A 20,282-nucleotide genomic window follows, 5' to 3' on the forward strand; every position below is an offset into this window, starting at 1 on the left:
TGGACGTGATGACAGCCGATGCAGGAGCGGTTCAACAGATGTGTCTTGCCGTGATTCACGTTCATGCCGCGCCCGGTTTCGCCTTGCTCATCGCGGCAAACCGCGACGAATTTCATGAGCGCCCTACGCGCGCGCTCGCCGAATGGGCCGATGCCCCAGGCGTCTACGGCGGCCGCGATGCCGTCGCAGGGGGCACGTGGATGGGCGCTACCCGCTCCGGGCGCTTTGCCCTCGTCACCAACTATCGCGAACCCGCCGCTCGTGTGGCGCCCGATGCGCCGTCACGCGGCGCACTGGTGGCCCGCTTTCTGCGCGGCACCGACACGCCCGAGCAGTATCTGCGGCGATTGGCGCCCGATATGTCTCGATATGCCGGTTTCAACGTGGTCGTCGGCGACACCGATGCCGTTTGGTATGCGAGCAATCGCGGACCCGCGCCGCGCCGATTGCCGCCAGGGCGCTACGCCCTCTCGAACCATCTGCTCGACAGTCCGTGGCCGAAAAGCGTCGCCACCCAGGCGCGGATCGACGCCGTGCTGGCGCAGGCCGGCCCTCTGGACGACGCCGCCCTGTTCTCGGCCTTACGCAACCGCGATGTGGCCCACGACGACGTGTTGCCCCAGACGGGATTGAGCCTGGAGCAGGAACGCCTGCTGAGCAGCGCCTTCATCATCAGCCCGACGTACGGCACGCGTTCGTCCACCGTATACGCCTTAAGCGACGTCGGCCACGCCCGTTACGTGGAACGCCGGTATGACGCCAGCGGCGAGGCGATCGGCGAGCACACAGAAACGTGGCGCACGCCGCTGTGAAAGGACTCGTCACCATTGTGCGAGAAGCCGCAACAGGTGCACGCACCTGATTTACATCCCCCTGCCAGAATGCAGACGTCGATCGGCTTACTCTGGAGTGCAATGATGAAAATGTTGTCCGAAAGCATGACCCATGTGGCGCAACGCACCCGTCTCGCAGGCGGCGTGATGCTTCTGTCTGCGGCAGCGCTGTTTGCCATGCACGAAGCCCGTGCCGAATTGCCCCCGGTGCAAACGCAAGGCAGTGTGCAGTACGTCATGGGCGGCATCGGTTCCGACGAGTCGGAATCGATCAAGCAGGCGATGTCGCAATATTCGCTCGCCCTGATCTTCGCGTCGCCGCGCCAGGGGGGCGACGCCGCCTACATGGCCAATGTTCAGGTTGGCATCGAGAAGAAAGGCGGCGCAAAAGTGCTTGATGTGAAGGCCGATGGCCCCTACCTGCTCGTCAAGCTCGAGCCCGGCACCTATACGGTCCGCGCCGATGCAGACGGCAAATCGCAAACGCGCGACGTGACCGTCAAGGCCGGCGGCAGCACGCAAATTCGTTTCGACTGGAAAGACTGAGGTCGACCGGCGGGCGAAAAATCGGCGTTCAAGCGTCAGTCGGCAGATACCTTCGAGCGCAGCTTCTTGATGTCGCCCGTGCGCACTTTGCCCACCAGCCGGCGCTTTTTGGACGCCAATGTAGGCCGAGTGGCGCGCCGAGGTTTGACCGGTTTGGCGGCCTCGCGCAACAATCCCACCAACCTTTCAAGCGCATCGCTGCGGTTTTTTTCCAGGCTGCGGTACGATTGCGCCTTGATGACGACGACGCCCTCTTTCGTTACGCGATGATCGGGGCGACTTCGCACCGCCTCTTTGAGCGTGTCGGGCAGGCCCGATGCGCCCACGTCGAAACGCAAGTGCACCGCGTTGGACACTTTGTTGACATTCTGCCCCCCCGCGCCCTGCGCGCGAATCATGCTGAGCTCGATGTCGGCGGGGTCGAGGTAGACGTGACCGGTGATGTGAATCATAGGCTCGCAGTCTATCGTCATTGGCTGGGTTTCGCCCAGTCGGATCGCACTAACCGAACTCTCATGCATGACTTACGCGGCTAAAGAAATTTTCAAAACCCTTCAGGGCGAAGGCGCTCAAGCCGGCCGTGCCGCCGTCTTCTGCCGCTTTGCCGGATGCAATCTGTGGTCCGGCCGAGAGGCCGACCGCGCCGCCGCCGTCTGTACCTTCTGCGACACCGATTTCGTCGGCGTGGATGGCACGGGCGGCGGCAAATTCGCCACGGCCGATGCCTTGGCCGACAATATCGCTGCCCACTGGGGGCCCGACCGCGATCACCGGTATGTGGTCTTCACGGGTGGCGAACCCTTGCTGCAGCTTGACCCCGCCCTGCTCGATGCGATGCATGCGCGGGATTTTGAAGTGGCGATCGAAACCAACGGCACTCTAGCGCCCCCGCCCGGCATCGACTGGATCTGCGTCAGCCCCAAGGGCCGCGCGCCCGTTTGCGTGACCTCCGGGCACGAACTCAAACTCGTTTATCCGCAGGTCGACGCGTTGCCTGAGGCCTTCGCGCATCTCGATTTCAAGCACTTTTTCATTCAACCGATGGACGGGCCGGCCCGGCGCGCCAATACGGAAGCTGCCGTCAAGTTCTGCAGCGATAATCCGCAATGGCGCCTGAGCCTGCAGACCCACAAATACATCGGCATTCCATGATTTCAGTTACCCGCAAGCTCGAGTTCGACGCCGGACATCGCATTCCCGATCACCGCAGCCAGTGCCGCAATCTGCACGGCCATCGCTATGTGCTCGAAATCACACTCACCGGCGACGTCGTGTCGCACGCCGGCGATTCCGATAATGGCATGGTCATGGATTTTTCCGAGATCAAGAGCATCGCCAAGACCTATCTGGTCGACCTTTGGGATCATGCCTTTCTGGTCTATGCGGGCGACGCGGCCGTGCGGGGTTTTCTCGACACACTGCCCGATCACAAGACGGTCGTGATCGACTGCATTCCTACGGCCGAAAATCTGGCCCGCGTGGCGTTCGACACGCTTGCCCCGCACTATGCCGGGCACTTCGGTCAGGCGCTCCGCCTGTTGCGCGTGCGTCTTTACGAAACGCCCAACTGTTGGGCCGACTGCGTCGGCTGAAGCGGCACCACGGCGTCGCCGGCGACCGCAAACAACCGATGACCCGGTGCGGCCTCGATATTCCAGCCGCCCGTAAACTCCCCGAACGCCGGGAGCACGCCCACCGTGGGTCCAAGATCGAAGCACGGCAACCGTAGGCGCTCGCGCCCCCGGCCGCGCAGCACGGTCACGGGGTGCACATGGCCACCGAGCGCGTACGCGGCACCGTTCGGCGGCGATTCGGCTGGCGGATAATGCCAGCACGCCACGCCGGCCAGCACGTACGGCTCATCCACGATCTCGAACCGCAGGGCGCTCGGCGGATCCCCCGCGCGATCGTCGTGGTTGCCGCGCACCAGTACGCAATGCAGATCGGGACGTTTCGCGCGCCATGCGGCCAATGCCGCCATCATCGCGGCGCTTCGACCGGTCGGGCCATGCAAGAAATCGCCCAACACAATGAGACGTTTTACCGGCCACGCGTCGAGCAGGGTGTCGAGCCGGTCGAGATTACCCTGCGTGGTGCCGGCAGGCACCGGAACGCCCAATGCGCGAAAGGTTGCCGCCTTGCCGAAGTGCGGATCGGCAATGATCAGGCACGCCTGCGCCGGCCACCAGATCGCCCGCTGCGGCAGGAGCATCCACACATGGCCGTTGACGTTCACGATTGGCGCGCTCATACGCGATCCGCCGCACGTTCGAGATCGCGCACCATGCGCGCCACGCGATCCGCCAGTTTTTCGGTCGAGAGCTTCTCCCGCATGCGTTCCACCAGAAGCGGAAAGGCAAAGGGCGACGGGCGCTTGAGCGCGCGAAACACCAGCGTGCTCTCGCGCAACGTGCGCAAGGCGCCGCGCAGGCGTTCCAATTCGAGCTCCTGATCCAGCACTTCGCGCTCGGCCTGCGACAGCAACATATTCTCCGGATCGTAGTTGCGAAATACCTCGTAGAACAGCCCTGACGACGCCTGAATCTGGCGGGCGCTTTTCGAGGCCCCCGGATAGCCCTGAAACACCAGCCCCGACACCCGGGCGATCTCGCGAAACCGGCGTTGCGCCAACTCGCCGGCATTCAGGCTGGCCAGAATATCTTCATGCAGGCGCGCCTCGGAGAAGAGCGACGGTGTGAGCACCGGTGCCCAGTCGAAGTCGTCCGGGGTGAGCAAGGTCAACCCATAATCGTTGACCGCGATCGAAAACGTGGCCGGGCTCACGCTCGCCACGCGCCACGCCAGCAAGCTTCCCAATCCCAGATGCGCATGCCGCCCGCCAAAGGGATAGAGAAAAAGATGCGTGCCTTCGCGCGAATGCAGCGTTTCGACCACCACGCGACCGCGGCCCGGCAGGGCCGACCACTCGGCCTGCAAGGCCAGCAGCGGCGCCACGCAACGCAATTCGGAACTGTTGTACTGCCCGGCTGCGGCGTCGTCCAACGCATCCACGACCGCTTCAGCCAACTCGCTGGAGAGCGGCATGCGACCGCCATTCCAGCGCGGTACGGCGGCCCGGGCGCCGGTGGCGCGCCGCACATAGGCCGTCATCTCGTGCGTGCGCACGAGCTCCAGCAAGCGACCGGCAAACAGAAAGCAGTCACCCTTCTTCAGGCGCGCGATGAAACTCTCTTCGACCGTACCCAGGCGCGCCCCGCCGCCACGCCCCGACCAGTACCGCACTGTCATGTTGGCATCGCCCACGATGGTGCCGATGCTCATGCGATGCCGGCGCGCCACGGCCGCATCGGGCACGCGCCAGATGCCTTCGTCGTCCGGCACGGCGCGCCGATAATCGGGATACGCGCCCAGCGAGCGTCCGCCCTGTCGAATGAAATCCAGTACCCAGGCCCATTCCGATTCGGTCAGCGACCGGTAGGCGTGCGCCTGCCGGACTTCCGCATACAACGCGTCGGCGTGAAATCCGCCGCCCAGTGCCACCGTGACCGCATGCTGCACCAGCACGTCCAATGGCTTATCGGGCGAGCGGCGCGATTCGATATGGCCGGCCCGCGCGGCCGCCCTCGCAGCGGCGGCTTCCACCAGCTCCAGACTGTGCGTGGGTACCATGGTCACGCGCGACGGCCGTCCCGGTGCATGGCCCGAGCGCCCGGCCCGTTGAAGCAGCCGTGCCACGCCTTTGGGCGAGCCGATCTGCAACACCCGCTCGACCGGCAGGAAGTCCACGCCCAGATCCAGGCTTGACGTGCACACCACCGCCTTCAACTTGCCAGCCTTCAACCCCTGCTCGACCCAATCACGGGCCGATTTCGCCAACGAACCGTGGTGCAGCGCCAGTACCCCGGCCCATTCCGGGCAGGCTTCCAGCAGCGCCTGATACCAGCGCTCGGCCTGCGACCGCGTATTCACGAAGATCAACGTATTGGAATGCTGCGCGATTTCATCAACCACTGCCGGCAGCATCGACATCCCCATATGACCGGCCCACGGGAAGCGTTGGGGCGTGGGCGGAATGAGCGTGTCGATCGTGATCGACTTGGGCACCTTGCCCTGCACCTGCACGCCATCGCCTGCGCGATCGGCAGGCAGCAACGCCGCCATCGCTTCGGGCAGATTTCCCAACGTAGCCGACAGGCCCCACACCACCAGCTCAGGCTGCCATTGACGCAAACGTGCCAGGGCCAATTGCACCTGCACCCCGCGCTTGTTGCCCAGCAACTCGTGCCACTCGTCGACGATCACGGCACGTACATGCGATAGCCGCGATTGGGCGTCCTTGTGCGCCAACATCAACGACAGGCTTTCCGGCGTGGTGATCAACGCGGTCGGTAAGCGGCGATCCTGTTTGGCACGCACACTCGATACCGTATCGCCGCTGCGCACACCCACGGTCCAACCGCAATCGAGATCGGCCAACGGCGCATTCAACGCGCGCTCCGTATCGGCCGCCAGCGCCCGCATGGGCGTCAGCCACAACACGGTAAGCGGCGGGGCCGCCCGCGCGGTCGTCGTCTTGCCCGAAAAAGCCTGGAGCGCGCCAAGCCATGCCGCATAGGTTTTACCGGCTCCGGTGGTGGCGTGGAGCAACCCGCTCTTGCCCTGGCGCATGGCCGTCCATACCTCACGCTGAAACGCGAACGCCTTCCATCCCTGCCCCGCAAACCACGCGCGCACATCCTGGCCGATCGTCATTGCGGCAGCAGTTCGGAGAGGCTGGCCAGCGTATCGGCCTCCTCGATTTTCTTGTCGGTGCGCCACCGCAACATGCGCGGAAAGCGTACCGCGATACCACTTTTATGGCGGGCGCTGCGGGCGATGCCTTCGAAGCCCAATTCGAATACCTGCGACGGCTTGAGACTGCGCACCGGGCCGAATTTCTCGATCGTGGTCGACCGGACGATGGCGTCCACCTTGCGGATCTCGGCGTCGGTCAAGCCCGAATAGGCCTTGGCGAACGGCACCAGCTTGCGCGCGGGGTCGCCTTCCGGCGCATCCCACACGGCAAACGTGTAATCGGTGTACAGACTGGCGCGGCGGCCGTGGCCCCGCTGCGCGTAGAGCAGCACCGCGTCGATCGCGAACGGATCGACCTTCCATTTCCACCAGGTGCCGCTGGACTTCGTACGGCCCACGCCATAGTGCGCGTCGCGATGCTTGAGCATCATCCCTTCCACACCCAATGTGCGCGACGCTTCGCGTTGCTGCGCCAGTGCGGCCCAAGTCGCGCCCGTCAGCAACGGCGACACTTGCAGACCGCTGTCGGTAACGGTGGCGGCCAACGCCTCGAGTTGCGCTCGCCGCGCGGATTGCGGCAACGTGCGCAGATCGGCGCCCGCCGCCTCGAGAATGTCGAATGCCATGAACGACACCGGAATATCGTTCAACAGTTTGGGGCCGACGGTTTTGCGGCCCAGACGCTGCTGAAGCACGGCGAAAGGCTGCACGCGATCGTCGCGCCATACGACGATCTCGCCATCCAGCACAGTGCCGTCGGCCAGTTGACCGCCGATGCGGATCAACTCGGGAAAGCGGTCGGTCACCAGCTCCTCGCCGCGTGACCACACGTGCACTTCGCCGGCCCGCCGCACGATTTGCGCGCGAATGCCATCCCACTTCCATTCGATCTGCCACCGATCGGGCGGGCCGAGTTGCGCATCGAACGTCTCGTGCGCAGTCTGCAGCGGATGGGCGAGAAAAAAGGGATACGGCTGAGCGCCCGCCTGCACATGGGCATCGTCAGAGGCCGGCGCCACCAGGCGCGCGTAAGCCGCCGCATCGGGACGTGCCGACACGTCCGTGTATCCGATCAAGCGATGCGCCACCTGCTTGGCGTCCAGTTCACCCACTTGCGCCAAGGCCTTGGTGACCGACAGCTTCGAGACCCCGACGCGCAGGCTCCCGGTCAACAGCTTGGCGCAGACGAACCGCTCGACTGTGCCAAGCGGCGCAAAATACGTGGTGAGGTGGGCGATCAAGGCCTCGGGCGGCTGACCCCGCATGGGCAGCAGACGGTCCTGCATCCACTGCGCCAAACCCATGTCGTCGTCGCCACTGCCGGGCGGCAGCAGCAACGACAGCGTTTCGGCCAGATCGCCCACGGCCTCGTAGCTCTCCTCAAAGAGCCACAACGGCACGCCGGAAATCTTGACGGCAAATTCGCGCAGCACTTTGACCGGCACCAGTTGCCGCGGTTTGCCACCCGCCAGGAAGTACACCGCCCACGCGGCATCGGCAGGCGCTGCCTGCTTGAAGTACGCCACCATCGCAGCCAGCTTGGCGTTATTGGACGTCGTGGCATCCAGGGCCGCGTAAAGCTCGGCAAAGGCCTTCATGCTGCGTCGGCCTCCGTATCGTCCTCTTCGTTGCCGTACTCGGTTTTGAAGGCCCGGCCGTCCAAACCTTGTTCATCAAGCCAGCGCACCAGCGTGGCCACGCTGCCGTGGGTGACGTAAACCTGCTGCGCGCCGGTACCGGCAATCGCCCGCATCAGCCCCGGCCAATCGGCATGATCCGACATCACGAATCCCCGGTCCACGCCGCGCCGCCGACGGGCGCCACGAAGCCGCATCCAGCCACTGGCGAAACTATCCACATAGTCGCCGAAGCGCCGCATCCACGGTGTGCCTTGCGCCGAAGGGGGGGCCACCACCAGAGCGCGATTCAGCGGCGTATCCGCGCTGAGGTCGGACACCCGCAACGTCGGCGGCAGCGTCACGCCCGCCTCGCGGTAAACCGCATTGAGGCGCTCGACCGCGCCATGCACGACGATAGGCCCGATATCGGCTTCAAGTCCGTGCAGCAATCGCTGCGCCTTACCGAAGGCATAACAAAAGACGATCGACGTGCGCCCCTCGGCCGCGTTGGCACGCCACCACGCATTAATATCCGCATTCAAAACCGTCGGCGGATCCCAACGATAGATCGGCAGACCAAATGTCGACTCTGTAATAAAAGTGTGACACGGAACAGGCTCAAAGGGTGTACACGTGCCGTCGTCCTCAACCTTGTAGTCACCTGATGCGACCCAAACCTCGCCGCGATACGCAACGCGCACCTGCGCCGATCCGAGCACATGGCCTGCCGGATGAAAGCTGATGGATACGTCGTTGTGAATACGCGACTCGCCATAGGCAAGCGTCTCCAGACGAATGTTGCCCAAGCGCGCGTCAAGGACGCCGCGACTTTGATCCACGGCGAGATAATGCTGGTGCCCAACTCTTGCATGGTCGGAATGGCCATGCGTGATAACCGCGCGATCGACGGGGCGCCAAGGATCAATATAAAAATCGCCGGGAGGGCAATACAGTCCTTCTGGACGAGCGACGATCAGATCCATAACCGTTAATTTTGACAAAAGTTCGCCACTACAGCGCAAGAAACGCGCCATCGCCCTGAAATAAATGCAGGGCATCCTGCAAATATCCTTCCGAAATCGGGCGTAATGCATCGAATCGGAGCAGATTCGGGTCCATTTTGGTGCAGTGCACACCAAAAAAGTGCATGCTGTGAGCGATCAGGTCTAGGTCGGCGACTCAGGCACGGCAGTTGCGTAGTTTCAAACGGAATTTATGAACGGGTGATTTGTTTCGGCACTGCAACAGGTTTTTTGCAGTACCAACCCCCGCCGGCCTTATTGAGCACCGGCGCCGGCTTAAGCGAACCACTCTCCGAATCGGGCCGGAATTGCCTGAGCAGATGCGCCTCACGCATCGACATAGGAGTGCTTACTGTGGCGTTGAAAATTTTGGCGGTGACTTCGGAAGCCTATCCCCTGGCGAAAACCGGCGGGTTGGGCGATGCAATCAGTGGCATGGCACGCGCCTACGACAAGCAGGGTGGCGATTTGACGCTGCTTCTGCCGGCGTATCGCGGCGTGATCGACCAAGTGCAGAATGCGCGCGAAGTCGCGCCGCTGCGGGGTCTGCCGGGTGGTGAAGCCACACTGATTTCGGCCTATTGCGATGCGCTTGGGCTGCCGGTGTTATTGCTTAAAAACGATGCGCTGTTCGATCGCGACAATCTCTACGTCGACGAGAATGGTCAGGAATACGAAGATAATCCCGTTCGCTTTGCGGCGCTCGCACATGCGGCCACACGCATTGCGGCCGGTCACACGCCACTGCCGGCACCGCACGTGGTGCACGCCAATGATTGGCACGCGGCGTTGATTCCGCTCTTCATGCATCAAGCCGGCGTCAAGAAGGTCAAGAGCGTTCTGACCGTTCACAATCTGGCGTTCCAGGGCGTGTATGACATGTCGTTGGCACCCAAGCTTGGCATCGCACCAGAATATCTGACGCCCGACGGCATCGAATTCTGGGGCAAGCTCAATTTCATGAAGGCGGGCATCCTGTTTGCCGACCGCATCACTGCGGTCAGCCACACTTATGCCCGTGAAATCCTCACGCCCAAATTCGGCTGCGGGCTGGAAGGCGTGCTGCAAAGCCGCGCCGATTCGCTTGTGCCCGTCCCTAACGGCATCGATGTCGATGTGTGGGATCCGGATCGCGCCGAGCAGATCCCGCATCGCCGCTTCAACGCCAACGACCTCACCAATAAGGCAACCTGCAAGCGCGAGCTGCAGGAAGCCTTCGGCTTGACCGTAGATCCCAGCACCACGCTGATGGTGATGGGTAGCCGACTGACGACGCAAAAGATGGCTGATCTGGCCGCAGAAGCCATTCCACGTGCGCTGGACAAGCATCCGAATCTGCAGGTGGCACTGATTGGTCAAGGCGACAAGCGCCTCGAACACGCGTTGAAATCTGCCACGGAGCGCTTTCCGAATCGCTTCTCGGTGCGCATCGGCTTCAATGAAAAAACGGCTCACCTGCTGCACGCCGGCGGGGATATCCTGCTGCACGGCAGCCGCTTCGAGCCATTCGGCCTGACGCCCATTTATGCAATGCGCTACGGCACATTGCCGATCGGCTCGAAAACGGGTGGCATGGCCGACACGATCTCCGATCCCGGCGTGGGCAGCAGTGCAGACGCTGCACAGCACGCCAGCGGCTTCCTCTTTGAAGGCGAGACGGTGGACGCAATGTCCGGCGCCATCGACCGCGCCGTGGCGTTGCATGCCGAGCAGCCCGAGTTGTGGCGCAAGATGCAATACAACGGCATGACGGCAGATTTCAGCTGGGATCGCTGCGCGCCGGTGTATGCGCAGTTGTTCAAGTCGATCGTGCCGGTCGAATTGATGGTGGCGCCCGCGCCGGCCGTCGTTTCCGTGGCCAAGCCCTCCCCCGTTCGCGCGGTGGGCGCAGCCGCCAGTGCATTGCCGAAAACCGCCATGGCGAAGGCTGTTGCCACGGCGGGCAAGGCAGTTGCTGCAAGGCGGAAAGCCCGCTCCGACGATACCCGTCAGGAGCGACTCCTGCCGGGAGCCGCGGCCGCCTGACGGCCGTCGGTCCAGCTTCCCGAAAGGAGCCCTGCACACCCCCTACACTACTAGGACATCCTATGATGACAACGAAGGCATCGGCCCCGCGTATTTACGACATTTCGAATGTGCTCGTGGGGTCCGCCTCCCGACTCTCCCAAGGGTCGGAAGACGCCGACGTGGTACTGGCTTGTGAAGCGGCCAGATCGTTAGGATTCGACAGCATTGCATTCGGCGCGCCCAGCGCAATGCTGGGTGGGTCGCCTGAGATGGGTCTGGTGGGGGTGCAATCAAGCTTGAGCGCAGCAGCCGACATGGGCCTGGGCGCATGGTTCGACATCTCACTGGACAGCGTGGCCGAAGACACCGCTCTGGTTGCCGAGCATGGTGACTGGTTTGTCGGCGCCGAAGAAAGCCGCGTCTATCTCGATCCTCGCCACGGGCGCCCCGCCAGCGGCAATCGCCTGGCTTTGCGTACTGCGGGTCGTCTCCATTCCGCTTACCTTGAACACCGAATCGCCTCGATGGCTGCCCTGCTCGATGCGGGTGCATCGGGCTTCCGTCTGATGGACATCGGCGCCATCGCGGCTGACGACTGGCGCGTCGTGGTCGAGCGCATCAATGCCTCACATCCCCATGCCGTGCTCGCCGCGTGGACACCCGGCCTGTCGCCCCAGCAACTCGATGCGATTCAGGGCATTGCTTTCGACTTCACGTTTGGCTCGCTGCCGTGGTGGGATTACCGTAGCGAATGGCTCTTTACAGAGTACGACCGCCTGAGTCGCGTGGCACCCGTGATTGCCTGCGTCGCCGCTCTGCATGACGACGTCGCCGCAGACGGTTCCGTCAACCCGCCGTCGGCCGACATCACCGAGCGGGCATTGTGGACGGCCGCGCAAACCGCCGACGGCCTGCTCGTCAGCGCCGCGTGCGCCGAAGGTGAAGCGGCGCAGTTGCGCATCAGTACCGTCAATCGCTGGCTGATCCACGAGCATCGCCCGAGCGGCCGCCTGCATCGCGTGGCCGCGCCCGACGGCGCCTGGTTCGCATTCTTCCGTCACGATCCGTTGGGCACCGCACCCGACGGCGACGATGATGCGGCAGATTCGCGCGGCGCGTTGTTGCTCGTCAATAGCTCGAACCATCGCGCGGTCGAACCCGACGCGCGCCTGCTCGCATCGCGTTTGCCCAATGGCTTCGTTGAAGTTGAATCGCGCGTGGCCGATGAGGGGTCCGATCCCGCCGAGGCCACCACCCACCTGCCCGTCACGCTTCCCCCTGGTGGCGCTGTGATGCTGCGCATGCGGACGGCAGCGCCGGTGCTCGCACGCGTGCACCCTGCCGGCATCGCGGTCGACGAGGCGGATCCGTTGTCGATGCCGCGCATTGCCATCGAGAGCATCACGCCGGTCGTGGATCACGGCCGCTTTCCAATCAAGCGCGTGGTTGGCGACACGATCGATGTCGAAGCCGACGTATTCATGGATGGTCATGATCGCCTCGCCGTGGCACTGCACTGGCGCGCACTGGATGAGCCCAAATGGCAAAGCGTGCGCATGCTCAAGTTGCCGAACGATCGCTGGCAAGCCAGCTTCACTGCACAACGCGTGGGCGGACACGAGTTTCGGATTTGCGCCTGGCGCGATGAGTGGGAGTCATACCGCGACGAGTTGGGCAAAAAGCACGCGGCCGGATTGGACGTGTCGCTCGAGGTTGAAGAAGGCCGGTTGCTGGTCGCGCATGCGTTGAAGCGCGCCAACGACACGGCCAATGCGCGTGCCAATCGCTTTACCGTGGAAGACAATCGCGATCAGGGTCAGGCTGTGCGCGATCTGACCGAGTTGACGTTGGTGGTAGGCACGCCGGTGTCCATGAGCACCAGCACGACGACGCAAATACCGGCGGCCATGCCGGAGCAAATTGCTCGCTTGCTTGCCGACGACACCGCCGCCACGATGGCGATCGCATGCGCGCACCCCTTCGAGACGTTCAGTCCACAGGCATTGCCGGTATGGGTGGATCGCCAAGCGGCGCAGTTCGCCAGCTGGTATGAATTGTTTCCCCGTTCGCAAAGCGGCGATGCGGCGATCCACGGCACGTTCGATGACGTCATCAAGCGCCTGCCGGCCATTCGCGACATGGGCTTCGACGTGCTGTACTTCCCGCCGATCCATCCGATCGGCTTGAAGAATCGCAAGGGCAAGAACAATAGTCTCAACGCGCTGGCGGACCAGCCTGGCAGCCCCTATGCCATCGGGTCTGCCGACGGCGGTCACGACGCCATCCACCCCGAACTCGGCACTGTGGATGACTTTCACCGATTGGTGGCTGCGGCGCGGGAGCATGGTCTGGAGATCGCACTCGACTTCGCCATCCAGTGCTCGCCCGATCACCCGTGGCTCAAAGACCATCCCGAGTGGTTTGCCTGGCGGGCAGACGGCTCGATGCGCTACGCCGAGAATCCGCCCAAGAAATACGAAGACATCGTCAACGTCGACTTCTACAGCACTGGTGCGTCGCCCGCCGAGCAACTGGGGTTGTGGGAAGCGTTGCGCGACGTGATCTTGTATTGGACCGATCACGGCGTTCGCACTTTCCGCGTCGATAATCCGCACACCAAGCCGCTGCCATTTTGGGAATGGATGATTTCGGAAGTGCAGAGCCATTGCCCCGATGCACTTTTCTTGTCCGAAGCCTTCACTCGCCCCAAGATGATGTATCGCCTGGCGAAGGTCGGCTTTTCGCAGTCGTACACCTATTTCACCTGGCGCGAAAACAAAGACGAGCTGGTCGCCTACATGGAAGAGATCAACACGCCGCCGGTGTCCGACGAGTTCCGTCCCAACTTCTTCGTCAACACGCCCGACATCAACCCGCGCTTTCTTCAGCGCTCGGGCCGACCGGGCTTTTTGATTCGCATGGCCCTGGCCACGACGACGTCGGGGTTGTGGGGCATGTATAGCGGCTTCGAATTGTGCGAAGGCCGTGCGCTGCCCGGCAAGGAAGAGTATCTGGACAGCGAGAAGTACGAAGTGGTTGCCTGGGATTGGAGCCGTCCCGGCAACATCATTGCCGAAATGACGCAGATGAACCGGTTGCGGCGCGATAATCCGGCGTTGCAAACCCACCTGGGTTTTCAAGCGTTGGTCGCGCATAACGACCGCATCATGTACTTCATGAAATCGACGCCTGCCCGCGACAACGTCGTGTTGGTGGCGATCAGCCTCGATCCTTTCGAGCCGCAGTCCGCAGCCATCGAGCTTCCCGTCTGGACCTTCGGGTTGCCGGATGACGGCGCACTGCAAGTCGACGACCTGATCAATGGCGGCACACAAACCTGGCACGGCAAACAGCAATTCGTATCGCTCACGCCGGATCGGCCTTATGCCGTGTGGCGCCTGCGCCTGCCGCAGTAAACCGAAGAATAAAAGCGAGACAACGATTATGCAGAAGTTCGAAAGCGTGAACGCGGCCAACCGCGACGATCCGCTCTGGTACAAAGACGCCGTCATTTATCAGTTGCACGTGAAATCGTTTTTCGACGCCAACAACGACGGCGTCGGTGATTTCCAGGGCTTGATCGCCAAGCTCGACTACATCGCCGAACTGGGCGTCAATACGGTGTGGCTGTTGCCGTTTTACCCCTCTCCGCGCCGCGACGATGGATATGACATCGCTCAGTATTGCGGCGTGCACGACGATTATGGCTCGCTGGAAGATGCGAAGCGTTTCATCGATGCGGCGCACGAGCGCGGGTTGCGGGTCATCACCGAGCTTGTGGTCAACCACACTTCCGACCAGCACGATTGGTTCAAGCGTGCTCGCGAAGCACCGGCCGGCTCGCCCGAGCGTGCGTATTATGTGTGGTCGGACAACGATCAGGCTTACGCCGGCACGCGGGTGATCTTCTGCGACACCGAAAAATCGAACTGGACATGGGACCCCGTTGCGGGGGCCTACTTCTGGCACCGGTTCTATTCGCATCAACCCGACCTGAACTACGACAATCCCGAAGTCATCGAGCAAGTGTTGAGCGTGATGCGCTTCTGGCTCGACTTGGGCGTGGACGGTCTGCGGCTGGATGCGGTGCCGTATCTGATTGAGCGCGAAGGCACGAACAACGAAAACCTGCCCGAGACCCATGCGGTGCTCAAGCAGATCCGCGTCGAAATCGACAAGAACTATCCGGGGCGCATGTTGCTGGCCGAGGCCAATCAATGGCCGGAAGACGCGCAGGAATATTTCGGTACGGGCGATGAATGCCACATGTCGTTCAACTTTCCGTTGATGCCTCGCATGTACATGGCGATCGCGCGGGCCGACCGGTTCCCGATCACCGACATCATGCGCCAGACGCCGGACATTCCGGAAAACTGCCAGTGGGCCATCTTCCTGCGCAATCACGATGAGCTGACGCTCGAAATGGTGACGAGCAGCGAGCGCGACTATCTGTGGGATGTGTATGCCGCCGACCGCCGCGCGCGTATCAACCTGGGGATCCGGCGCCGCCTGTCGCCACTGCTCGAGCGCGATCGTCGCCGGATCGAACTGATGAACAGCCTGTTGCTGTCGATGCCGGGCACGCCCGTCATCTATTACGGCGACGAACTCGGCATGGGCGACAACATTCATCTGGGCGACCGCGACGGCGTACGCACGCCGATGCAGTGGTCCCCGGATCGCAACGGCGGGTTCTCGCGCGCCGATCCCGAACGTTTGCCGTTACCGGCGTTGATGGGGCCGCTGTATGGCTATGAAGCCGTCAACGTCGAAGCGCAGCAACGCGATCCGCATTCGCTGTTGAATTGGACGCGCCGCATGCTGGACAAGCGTCAGCAGACCAATGCGTTCGGCCGCGGCAAGCTGCGTTTCCTCTATCCCGGCAACCGCAAGATTCTGGCGTATCTGCGCGAGCACGAAGGCAAGTCGGTGTTGTGCGTGGCGAATATGTCGAATGCATCGCAGCCCGTCGAACTCGACATGGCGGGCTTCAATGGCCGCGTGCCGGTCGAGTTGCTGGGCGGCACGTCGTTTCCCGCGATCGGCGAACTACCTTATCTGCTGACGCTTCCGCCCTACGGCTTTTACTGGTTTGAATTGAGTGAGGATGCAACGCCCCCGGCGTGGCATGCAACGATGCCCGAACAAATGCCCGAATACGTGACGCTCGTGCTGCGCGGCCGCGAAGGTTATCAACTGACCGACGGCTCCCTGACCACCCTGCGCCAGGAGGTGCTGCCGCTGTACCTGGCACGTCAACGCTGGTTCGCCAAGGATCGCAAGCCAACGCTTGCGCAACTGGCCTATGCCACGCCATTGCCGGGCGGCGAACATGAAATGTTCCTGGCTGAGTTCGACGTGAAATTCGGCGAGGCCGTCGAACGCTATCAGCTGCCGCTGGCCTTGATGTGGACCGAAAATCTTCCGCCAATGCCGCAGCAGTATGCGCTGGCGCGCGTGCGCCGCGGCCCCGAGATGGGCATGGTCACCGATGCCTTCACACTGCCGGGATTCGCGTTTGCGCTGATCGACAATCTGCGTAAAAGCACGACCCTGCCGGTGGAGCAAGTTACCGGTCACGGCTCGATCGTGTTCCGCCCGGAAGCCGGCATCGATACGCTGGCGTTGCCGGACGACGCCGAAGTGCGCTGGTTCCATGGTGAGCAATCCAACAGCTCGTTCGTGATTGGCGGCAAGGCCATTGCCAAGATCGTGCGCCGGGTGGTGCCGGGCGTGCACCCCGAAGTGGAAATGACGCGCCGTTTGACGACGCTTGGATACGAGAACGCCGCGGCGCTGTACGGCGAGGTGGTGCGCATTGACGCCGACGGCACGCCGAGCACCTTGATGCTGCTGCACGCCAACGTCACCAACCAGGGCGATGCCTGGGCCTGGACAATGGACTATTTGTCGCACGCACTGGAAAACGCCAGCCTCATCAACGAAACCGCAGAGGACTTCGTCGAAGATTTGCAGGGTTACGCGGCAGTGGCAGGAGCGATCGGCAAGCGGCTGGCGCAGATGCACGCGGCCATGGCGCTGCCTACCGACGACGCTGCGTTCTCCCCTGAGAAGGCCACCGCAGACGACGCCCAGCTGTGGGCAGAGGACATTCGCACGATGCTGGATCGCGCGCTCGATGCGCTGGCCTCGCCTCAGAACAATGTGCCGCAAGCGGCCCGTGCGCAGAGCAGCGCACTCGCCGCATCGCGCGACGCCTTGCTCGCGGCGATCAGCGAGCGCGCGCAGCGCATGACGGGCACGTTGCGCACCCGAGTACATGGCGACTTTCACTTAGGTCAGGTGCTCATCGCACAAAGCGATGCCTACCTGATCGACTTCGAGGGCGAGCCTGCACGCCCGCTCTCCGAGCGTCGTCGCAAGACCACGCCGCTGCGCGATGTGGCGGGTCTGTTGCGATCGTTCGACTACGCGGCGGCCGCCTTCCTGGCCAAAACGCAGGAAACCGGCGAGAGTGCTGATCCCTCGCCCACGGAAGCCGCCAAGCGCGCCCACCGCGACAAGATGCTGGAACAATTCCGCGCCATCGCGAGCGAGGCCTTCCTCGCCGCATACCGCAATACGGCACAGGAGGCCGAGCACGCGTGGATCGACGACGCCGCGCTCGCCGCCTTGTTGGATCTGGCCCTGCTGGAAAAAGCGGCCTACGAGGTGGTGTACGAAGCCTCGCACCGCCCCGATTGGATCGCTATTCCGCTGGCTGGCCTGTCCGACCTGGCGCATCGCCTGCTCAACACGCCGCACAACACAGATAAGGCAAGCTAATCATGACGCAATCCGAGAAGCCTGCGCGCCGCGCGAGCCCGACGTCCAAACCGGCGAGCAAAACTGCCCCGGCCAGCGACACCGCAGCGGCTGAACACGCTGCATTGAAGGGAGCGGCAGTGAAGCCGACCGCAGTGAAGCCGACTTCAGTGAAGCCAACCGCAGTGAAGCCGGCGACAGCAAGCAAGACTGCCGTCAAGAAGCTGGCGGCGAGCAAAACCGTCGCCAACAGCGCCGGCACGACGCCGGTCGTGAAAACCGCGACGGCTGCGGCGGCAACGGCCACGCCTCGCAAGCGGGCCACGGCAGCCACCAGCGCCGCCCTGCCCGCGCCCGTCAAACCGACGGCCCGCAGTGCGGCCGCCAAGAAGTCGGTCGGCGTAGCGAAAGCCTCCTCTCCCGTGGCGGGCGGACCCCACTCCGCATCGGCGCCCGATATCGCCACCGGTATCGCGCAACCCGGTGACATTACCGTGGGCGGTGAACGTCCCCCCATCGACACGGCCCCGCCAACATCCCTGTCGGACGGCTTCGATCTGCAAGCGGCCATCGCCGGTGTGGATATCGATGCGCTGGCCGGTGCCCGCCACCATGATCCCTTCAGCGTGCTGGGCCGCCACGACGTCAACGGCGTCGCAGTGCTACGGGTGTTCGTGCCCGGTGCCGAATCGGTACAGGTCACCACCCGCTCGGGCAGCGACACGTCGGTGCTGCACAATGTGCGGGAAGGCCTGTTCGTGGGACCGATCGGCCATGACGGTGCGTATCTGCTGCGCGTCACCTGGCCCGGCGGCGTGATCCAGGAAACCGAGGATGCCTACGCGTTCGGCGCGCTGTTGGGCGAACTCGATCTGCACCTGATCGCCGAGGGCGCGCATGGCAATCTCAGCGATTGCCTGGGCGCCAATGTGGCCACGTACGAAGGGGTCGACGGTGTGCGCTTTGCCGTGTGGGCGCCCAACGCCCGACGCGTGTCGATCATCGGCGACTTCAATGGCTGGGATGGCCGCCGCCACCCGATGCGGTTGCGCCATCGCGCCGGCGTTTGGGAACTCTTCGTGCCGCGGGCGCAGGCCGGCGCGCGCTACAAGTTCGAATTGCTGGGGGCCCACGGCGGCGTCTTGCAAAAGGCCGATCCCATGGCGCGTCAGGCCGAAGTGGCACCCGCCACGGCGTCGATCGTGGCCGATCCTACGCCGTTCACCTGGAACGACGATGCCTGGCTTGCGCGCCGCGGCAGCGAGCAGGCGCCGACCGCACCGATCTCCATCTACGAGGTGCACCTTGCTTCCTGGGTGCATGACGATCAGCAGGAGGGCAGCGTCTGGGATCACCTGGGCGCCCGCCTGATCGACTACGTGAAATCGATGGGCTTCACGCACGTCGAATTGCTGCCGATCATGGAGCATCCCTTCGGCGGCTCGTGGGGCTACCAGCCGCTGGGCATGTTTGCCCCCACGGCCCGTTACGGCACGCCGGCGCAGTTTGCCCGCTTCGTCGATCGCTGCCACCAGGCGGGCATCGGCGTGATCCTCGATTGGGTGCCGGCACACTTCCCCAACGACGTGCACGGCTTGATCGAGTTCGACGGCACGGCGCTGTACGAATACGCCGATCCGCGCGAGGGCTATCACCCGGATTGGAACACCATGATCTACAACCTCGGCCGCAACGAGGTGCGTAATTTCATGATCGCCAGTGCGCTCGAGTGGCTGCGTCACTTTCACGTCGATGGTTTGCGTGTGGACGCTGTGGCGTCGATGCTTTATCGCGACTACAGCCGCAAGGCCGGCGAGTGGATTCCCAATCAATACGGTGGGCGGGAAAATCTGGAAGCGGTCGAGTTTCTTCGCCGGCTGAACGGCACCATCGCCGAGCAATGCCCGGGTGTGGTCATGATCGCCGAGGAATCCACGGCATGGCCGGGCGTCACCGCACCGGTAGCCGATGGCGGCCTGGGTTTCCACTACAAGTGGAACATGGGCTGGATGCACGACACCCTCCAGTACATGGAGTGGGAGCCCATCCACCGCAAGTATCACCACAACGATCTGACATTCGGCATGGTGTACGCCTATTCCGAAAAATTCATCCTGCCGCTTTCGCACGATGAGGTGGTCCATGGCAAGGGGTCATTGCTGACCAAGATGCCGGGCGACCGGTGGCAGAAGTTCGCCACCCTGCGCGCGTACTACGGCTTCATGTGGGCGCACCCCGGCAAGAAGCTGCTGTTCATGGGTCAGGAGCTGGCACAGGGCCGCGAATGGAACCACGACGGGCAGCTCGATTGGGGCGCGCTCGACGATGCGATGCATAAGGGCGTACAGCAATCCGTGCGCGATCTGAATCACCTCTATCGCGAACTGCCGGCACTGCATCGCACCGACGCCGATCCGGCCGGCTTTGCCTGGGTGATCGGCGACGACATGGCCAACAGTGTGGCGGCATTCCTGCGGCGCGATGGCGATCGTCTCGTCCTGGTGGTGTGCAACTTCACGCCGGTGCCGCGCGAGAACTATCGCATCGGCGTGCCGCGCGCCGGCACGTGGGCCGAGCGTTTCAATAGCGACGCCGGCCTGTATGGCGGTTCGGGGTTGGGCAACGCCGGCGCCGCGCACACGCAGGGCGATGCCGCACATGGTCAGGATCAGTCGCTTTCGCTGACCTTGCCGCCGTTGGCCACCGTTATTTTTGAATATCGAGGATGATCATAG

Annotated in this window: 13 protein-coding genes; 8 read left to right on the forward strand and 5 right to left on the reverse strand. The window is 63.3% G+C overall.

What is annotated here, in order from left to right; all coding sequences use genetic code 11:
• Window positions 1–38: 38 nt before the first annotated feature.
• Complete coding sequence (locus EYW45_RS18970; RefSeq protein WP_161136964.1) at window positions 39–812, forward strand: NRDE family protein; 774 nt, start codon at window positions 39–41, stop codon at window positions 810–812.
• A gap of 102 nt (window positions 813–914) precedes the next feature.
• Window positions 915–1,379: a carboxypeptidase-like regulatory domain-containing protein gene (locus EYW45_RS18975; protein WP_235939115.1), complete on the forward strand. Its 465-nt coding sequence runs from the start codon at window positions 915–917 to the stop codon at window positions 1,377–1,379.
• 35 nt (window positions 1,380–1,414) lie between these two features.
• Here the strand turns inward: EYW45_RS18975 and arfB are convergent, their stop codons facing one another.
• Window positions 1,415–1,831 carry an alternative ribosome rescue aminoacyl-tRNA hydrolase ArfB gene (gene arfB, locus EYW45_RS18980; RefSeq protein WP_161136965.1) on the reverse strand — a complete coding sequence of 139 codons (417 nt, stop codon included), beginning with the start codon at window positions 1,829–1,831 and terminating at the stop codon, window positions 1,415–1,417.
• A gap of 67 nt (window positions 1,832–1,898) precedes the next feature.
• Here arfB and queE point away from each other — a divergent pair, with 67 nt between their 5' ends.
• Both queE and queD read left to right on the forward strand, forming a co-directional pair.
• A complete protein-coding gene (queE, locus tag EYW45_RS18985; protein WP_161136966.1) occupies window positions 1,899–2,531 on the forward strand; it encodes a 7-carboxy-7-deazaguanine synthase in 633 nt (210 codons plus the stop codon).
• Window positions 2,528–2,971: a 6-carboxytetrahydropterin synthase QueD gene (gene queD / locus EYW45_RS18990; RefSeq protein ID WP_161136967.1), complete on the forward strand. Its 444-nt coding sequence runs from the start codon at window positions 2,528–2,530 to the stop codon at window positions 2,969–2,971. The genes queE and queD overlap by 4 nt, the downstream gene beginning before the upstream one ends.
• Here queD and pdeM read toward each other — a convergent pair.
• The 4 genes from pdeM to EYW45_RS19010 are packed head-to-tail and all read right to left on the reverse strand — an operon-like array spanning window position 2,932 to window position 8,736.
• Window positions 2,932–3,630, reverse strand: coding sequence for a ligase-associated DNA damage response endonuclease PdeM (gene pdeM, locus EYW45_RS18995; RefSeq protein ID WP_161136968.1), 699 nt, complete (start codon window positions 3,628–3,630; stop codon window positions 2,932–2,934). The two genes, queD and pdeM, sit on opposite strands and share 40 nt — an antisense overlap.
• Entirely contained in the window at window positions 3,627–6,092 is a 2,466-nt protein-coding gene (locus EYW45_RS19000) for a ligase-associated DNA damage response DEXH box helicase (protein WP_161136969.1), read from the reverse strand. Before EYW45_RS19000 ends, pdeM begins: the two co-directional genes overlap by 4 nt.
• Complete coding sequence (locus EYW45_RS19005; protein WP_161136970.1) at window positions 6,089–7,732, reverse strand: ATP-dependent DNA ligase; 1,644 nt, start codon at window positions 7,730–7,732, stop codon at window positions 6,089–6,091. Before EYW45_RS19005 ends, EYW45_RS19000 begins: the two co-directional genes overlap by 4 nt.
• On the reverse strand, window positions 7,729–8,736 hold the full coding sequence (locus EYW45_RS19010) for a ligase-associated DNA damage response exonuclease (protein WP_161136971.1): 1,008 nt from the start codon (window positions 8,734–8,736) through the stop codon (window positions 7,729–7,731). The genes EYW45_RS19005 and EYW45_RS19010 overlap by 4 nt, the downstream gene beginning before the upstream one ends.
• 393 nt (window positions 8,737–9,129) lie before the next feature.
• On the opposite strand from EYW45_RS19010, the gene glgA reads away from it, so the two are divergent.
• The 4 genes from glgA (at window position 9,130) to glgB (ending at window position 20,276) form a co-directional block, all read left to right on the forward strand.
• Window positions 9,130–10,800, forward strand: a complete 1,671-nt coding sequence (gene glgA, locus EYW45_RS19015) for a glycogen synthase GlgA (protein ID WP_328703653.1) — start codon at window positions 9,130–9,132, stop codon at window positions 10,798–10,800.
• A gap of 62 nt (window positions 10,801–10,862) precedes the next feature.
• Window positions 10,863–14,198 (forward strand): alpha-1,4-glucan--maltose-1-phosphate maltosyltransferase, encoded by a 3,336-nt coding sequence (locus EYW45_RS19020; RefSeq protein WP_202444792.1) that lies wholly within the window; start codon window positions 10,863–10,865, stop codon window positions 14,196–14,198.
• A 28-nt stretch (window positions 14,199–14,226) separates the two neighbouring features.
• Window positions 14,227–17,568 (forward strand): maltose alpha-D-glucosyltransferase, encoded by a 3,342-nt coding sequence (gene treS, locus EYW45_RS19025; protein WP_161136972.1) that lies wholly within the window; start codon window positions 14,227–14,229, stop codon window positions 17,566–17,568.
• Between the two features lie 2 nt (window positions 17,569–17,570).
• Window positions 17,571–20,276 (forward strand): 1,4-alpha-glucan branching protein GlgB, encoded by a 2,706-nt coding sequence (glgB, locus tag EYW45_RS19030; protein WP_202444793.1) that lies wholly within the window; start codon window positions 17,571–17,573, stop codon window positions 20,274–20,276.
• The last annotated feature ends 6 nt before the right edge of the window (window positions 20,277–20,282 follow it).

The sequence above is a fragment of the Schauerella aestuarii genome, from assembly GCF_009866805.1.
Taxonomy (GTDB): Bacteria; Pseudomonadota; Gammaproteobacteria; order Burkholderiales; family Burkholderiaceae_B; genus Schauerella; species Schauerella aestuarii.

Bases quoted from the DNA above. Each gene is read 5' to 3' on its own strand.
- EYW45_RS18970 (WP_161136964.1), top strand. From the start codon at position 39: ATGTGTCTTGCCGTGATTCACGTTCATGCCGCGCCCGGTTTCGCCTTG.
- EYW45_RS18975 (WP_235939115.1), top strand. From the start codon at position 915: ATGATGAAAATGTTGTCCGAAAGCATGACCCATGTGGCGCAACGCACC.
- arfB (WP_161136965.1), bottom strand. From the start codon at position 1,831: ATGATTCACATCACCGGTCACGTCTACCTCGACCCCGCCGACATCGAG.
- queE (WP_161136966.1), top strand. From the start codon at position 1,899: ATGACTTACGCGGCTAAAGAAATTTTCAAAACCCTTCAGGGCGAAGGC.
- queD (WP_161136967.1), top strand. From the start codon at position 2,528: ATGATTTCAGTTACCCGCAAGCTCGAGTTCGACGCCGGACATCGCATT.
- pdeM (WP_161136968.1), bottom strand. From the start codon at position 3,630: ATGAGCGCGCCAATCGTGAACGTCAACGGCCATGTGTGGATGCTCCTG.
- EYW45_RS19000 (WP_161136969.1), bottom strand. From the start codon at position 6,092: ATGACGATCGGCCAGGATGTGCGCGCGTGGTTTGCGGGGCAGGGATGG.
- EYW45_RS19005 (WP_161136970.1), bottom strand. From the start codon at position 7,732: ATGAAGGCCTTTGCCGAGCTTTACGCGGCCCTGGATGCCACGACGTCC.
- EYW45_RS19010 (WP_161136971.1), bottom strand. From the start codon at position 8,736: ATGGATCTGATCGTCGCTCGTCCAGAAGGACTGTATTGCCCTCCCGGC.
- EYW45_RS19020 (WP_202444792.1), top strand. From the start codon at position 10,863: ATGATGACAACGAAGGCATCGGCCCCGCGTATTTACGACATTTCGAAT.
- treS (WP_161136972.1), top strand. From the start codon at position 14,227: ATGCAGAAGTTCGAAAGCGTGAACGCGGCCAACCGCGACGATCCGCTC.
- glgB (WP_202444793.1), top strand. From the start codon at position 17,571: ATGACGCAATCCGAGAAGCCTGCGCGCCGCGCGAGCCCGACGTCCAAA.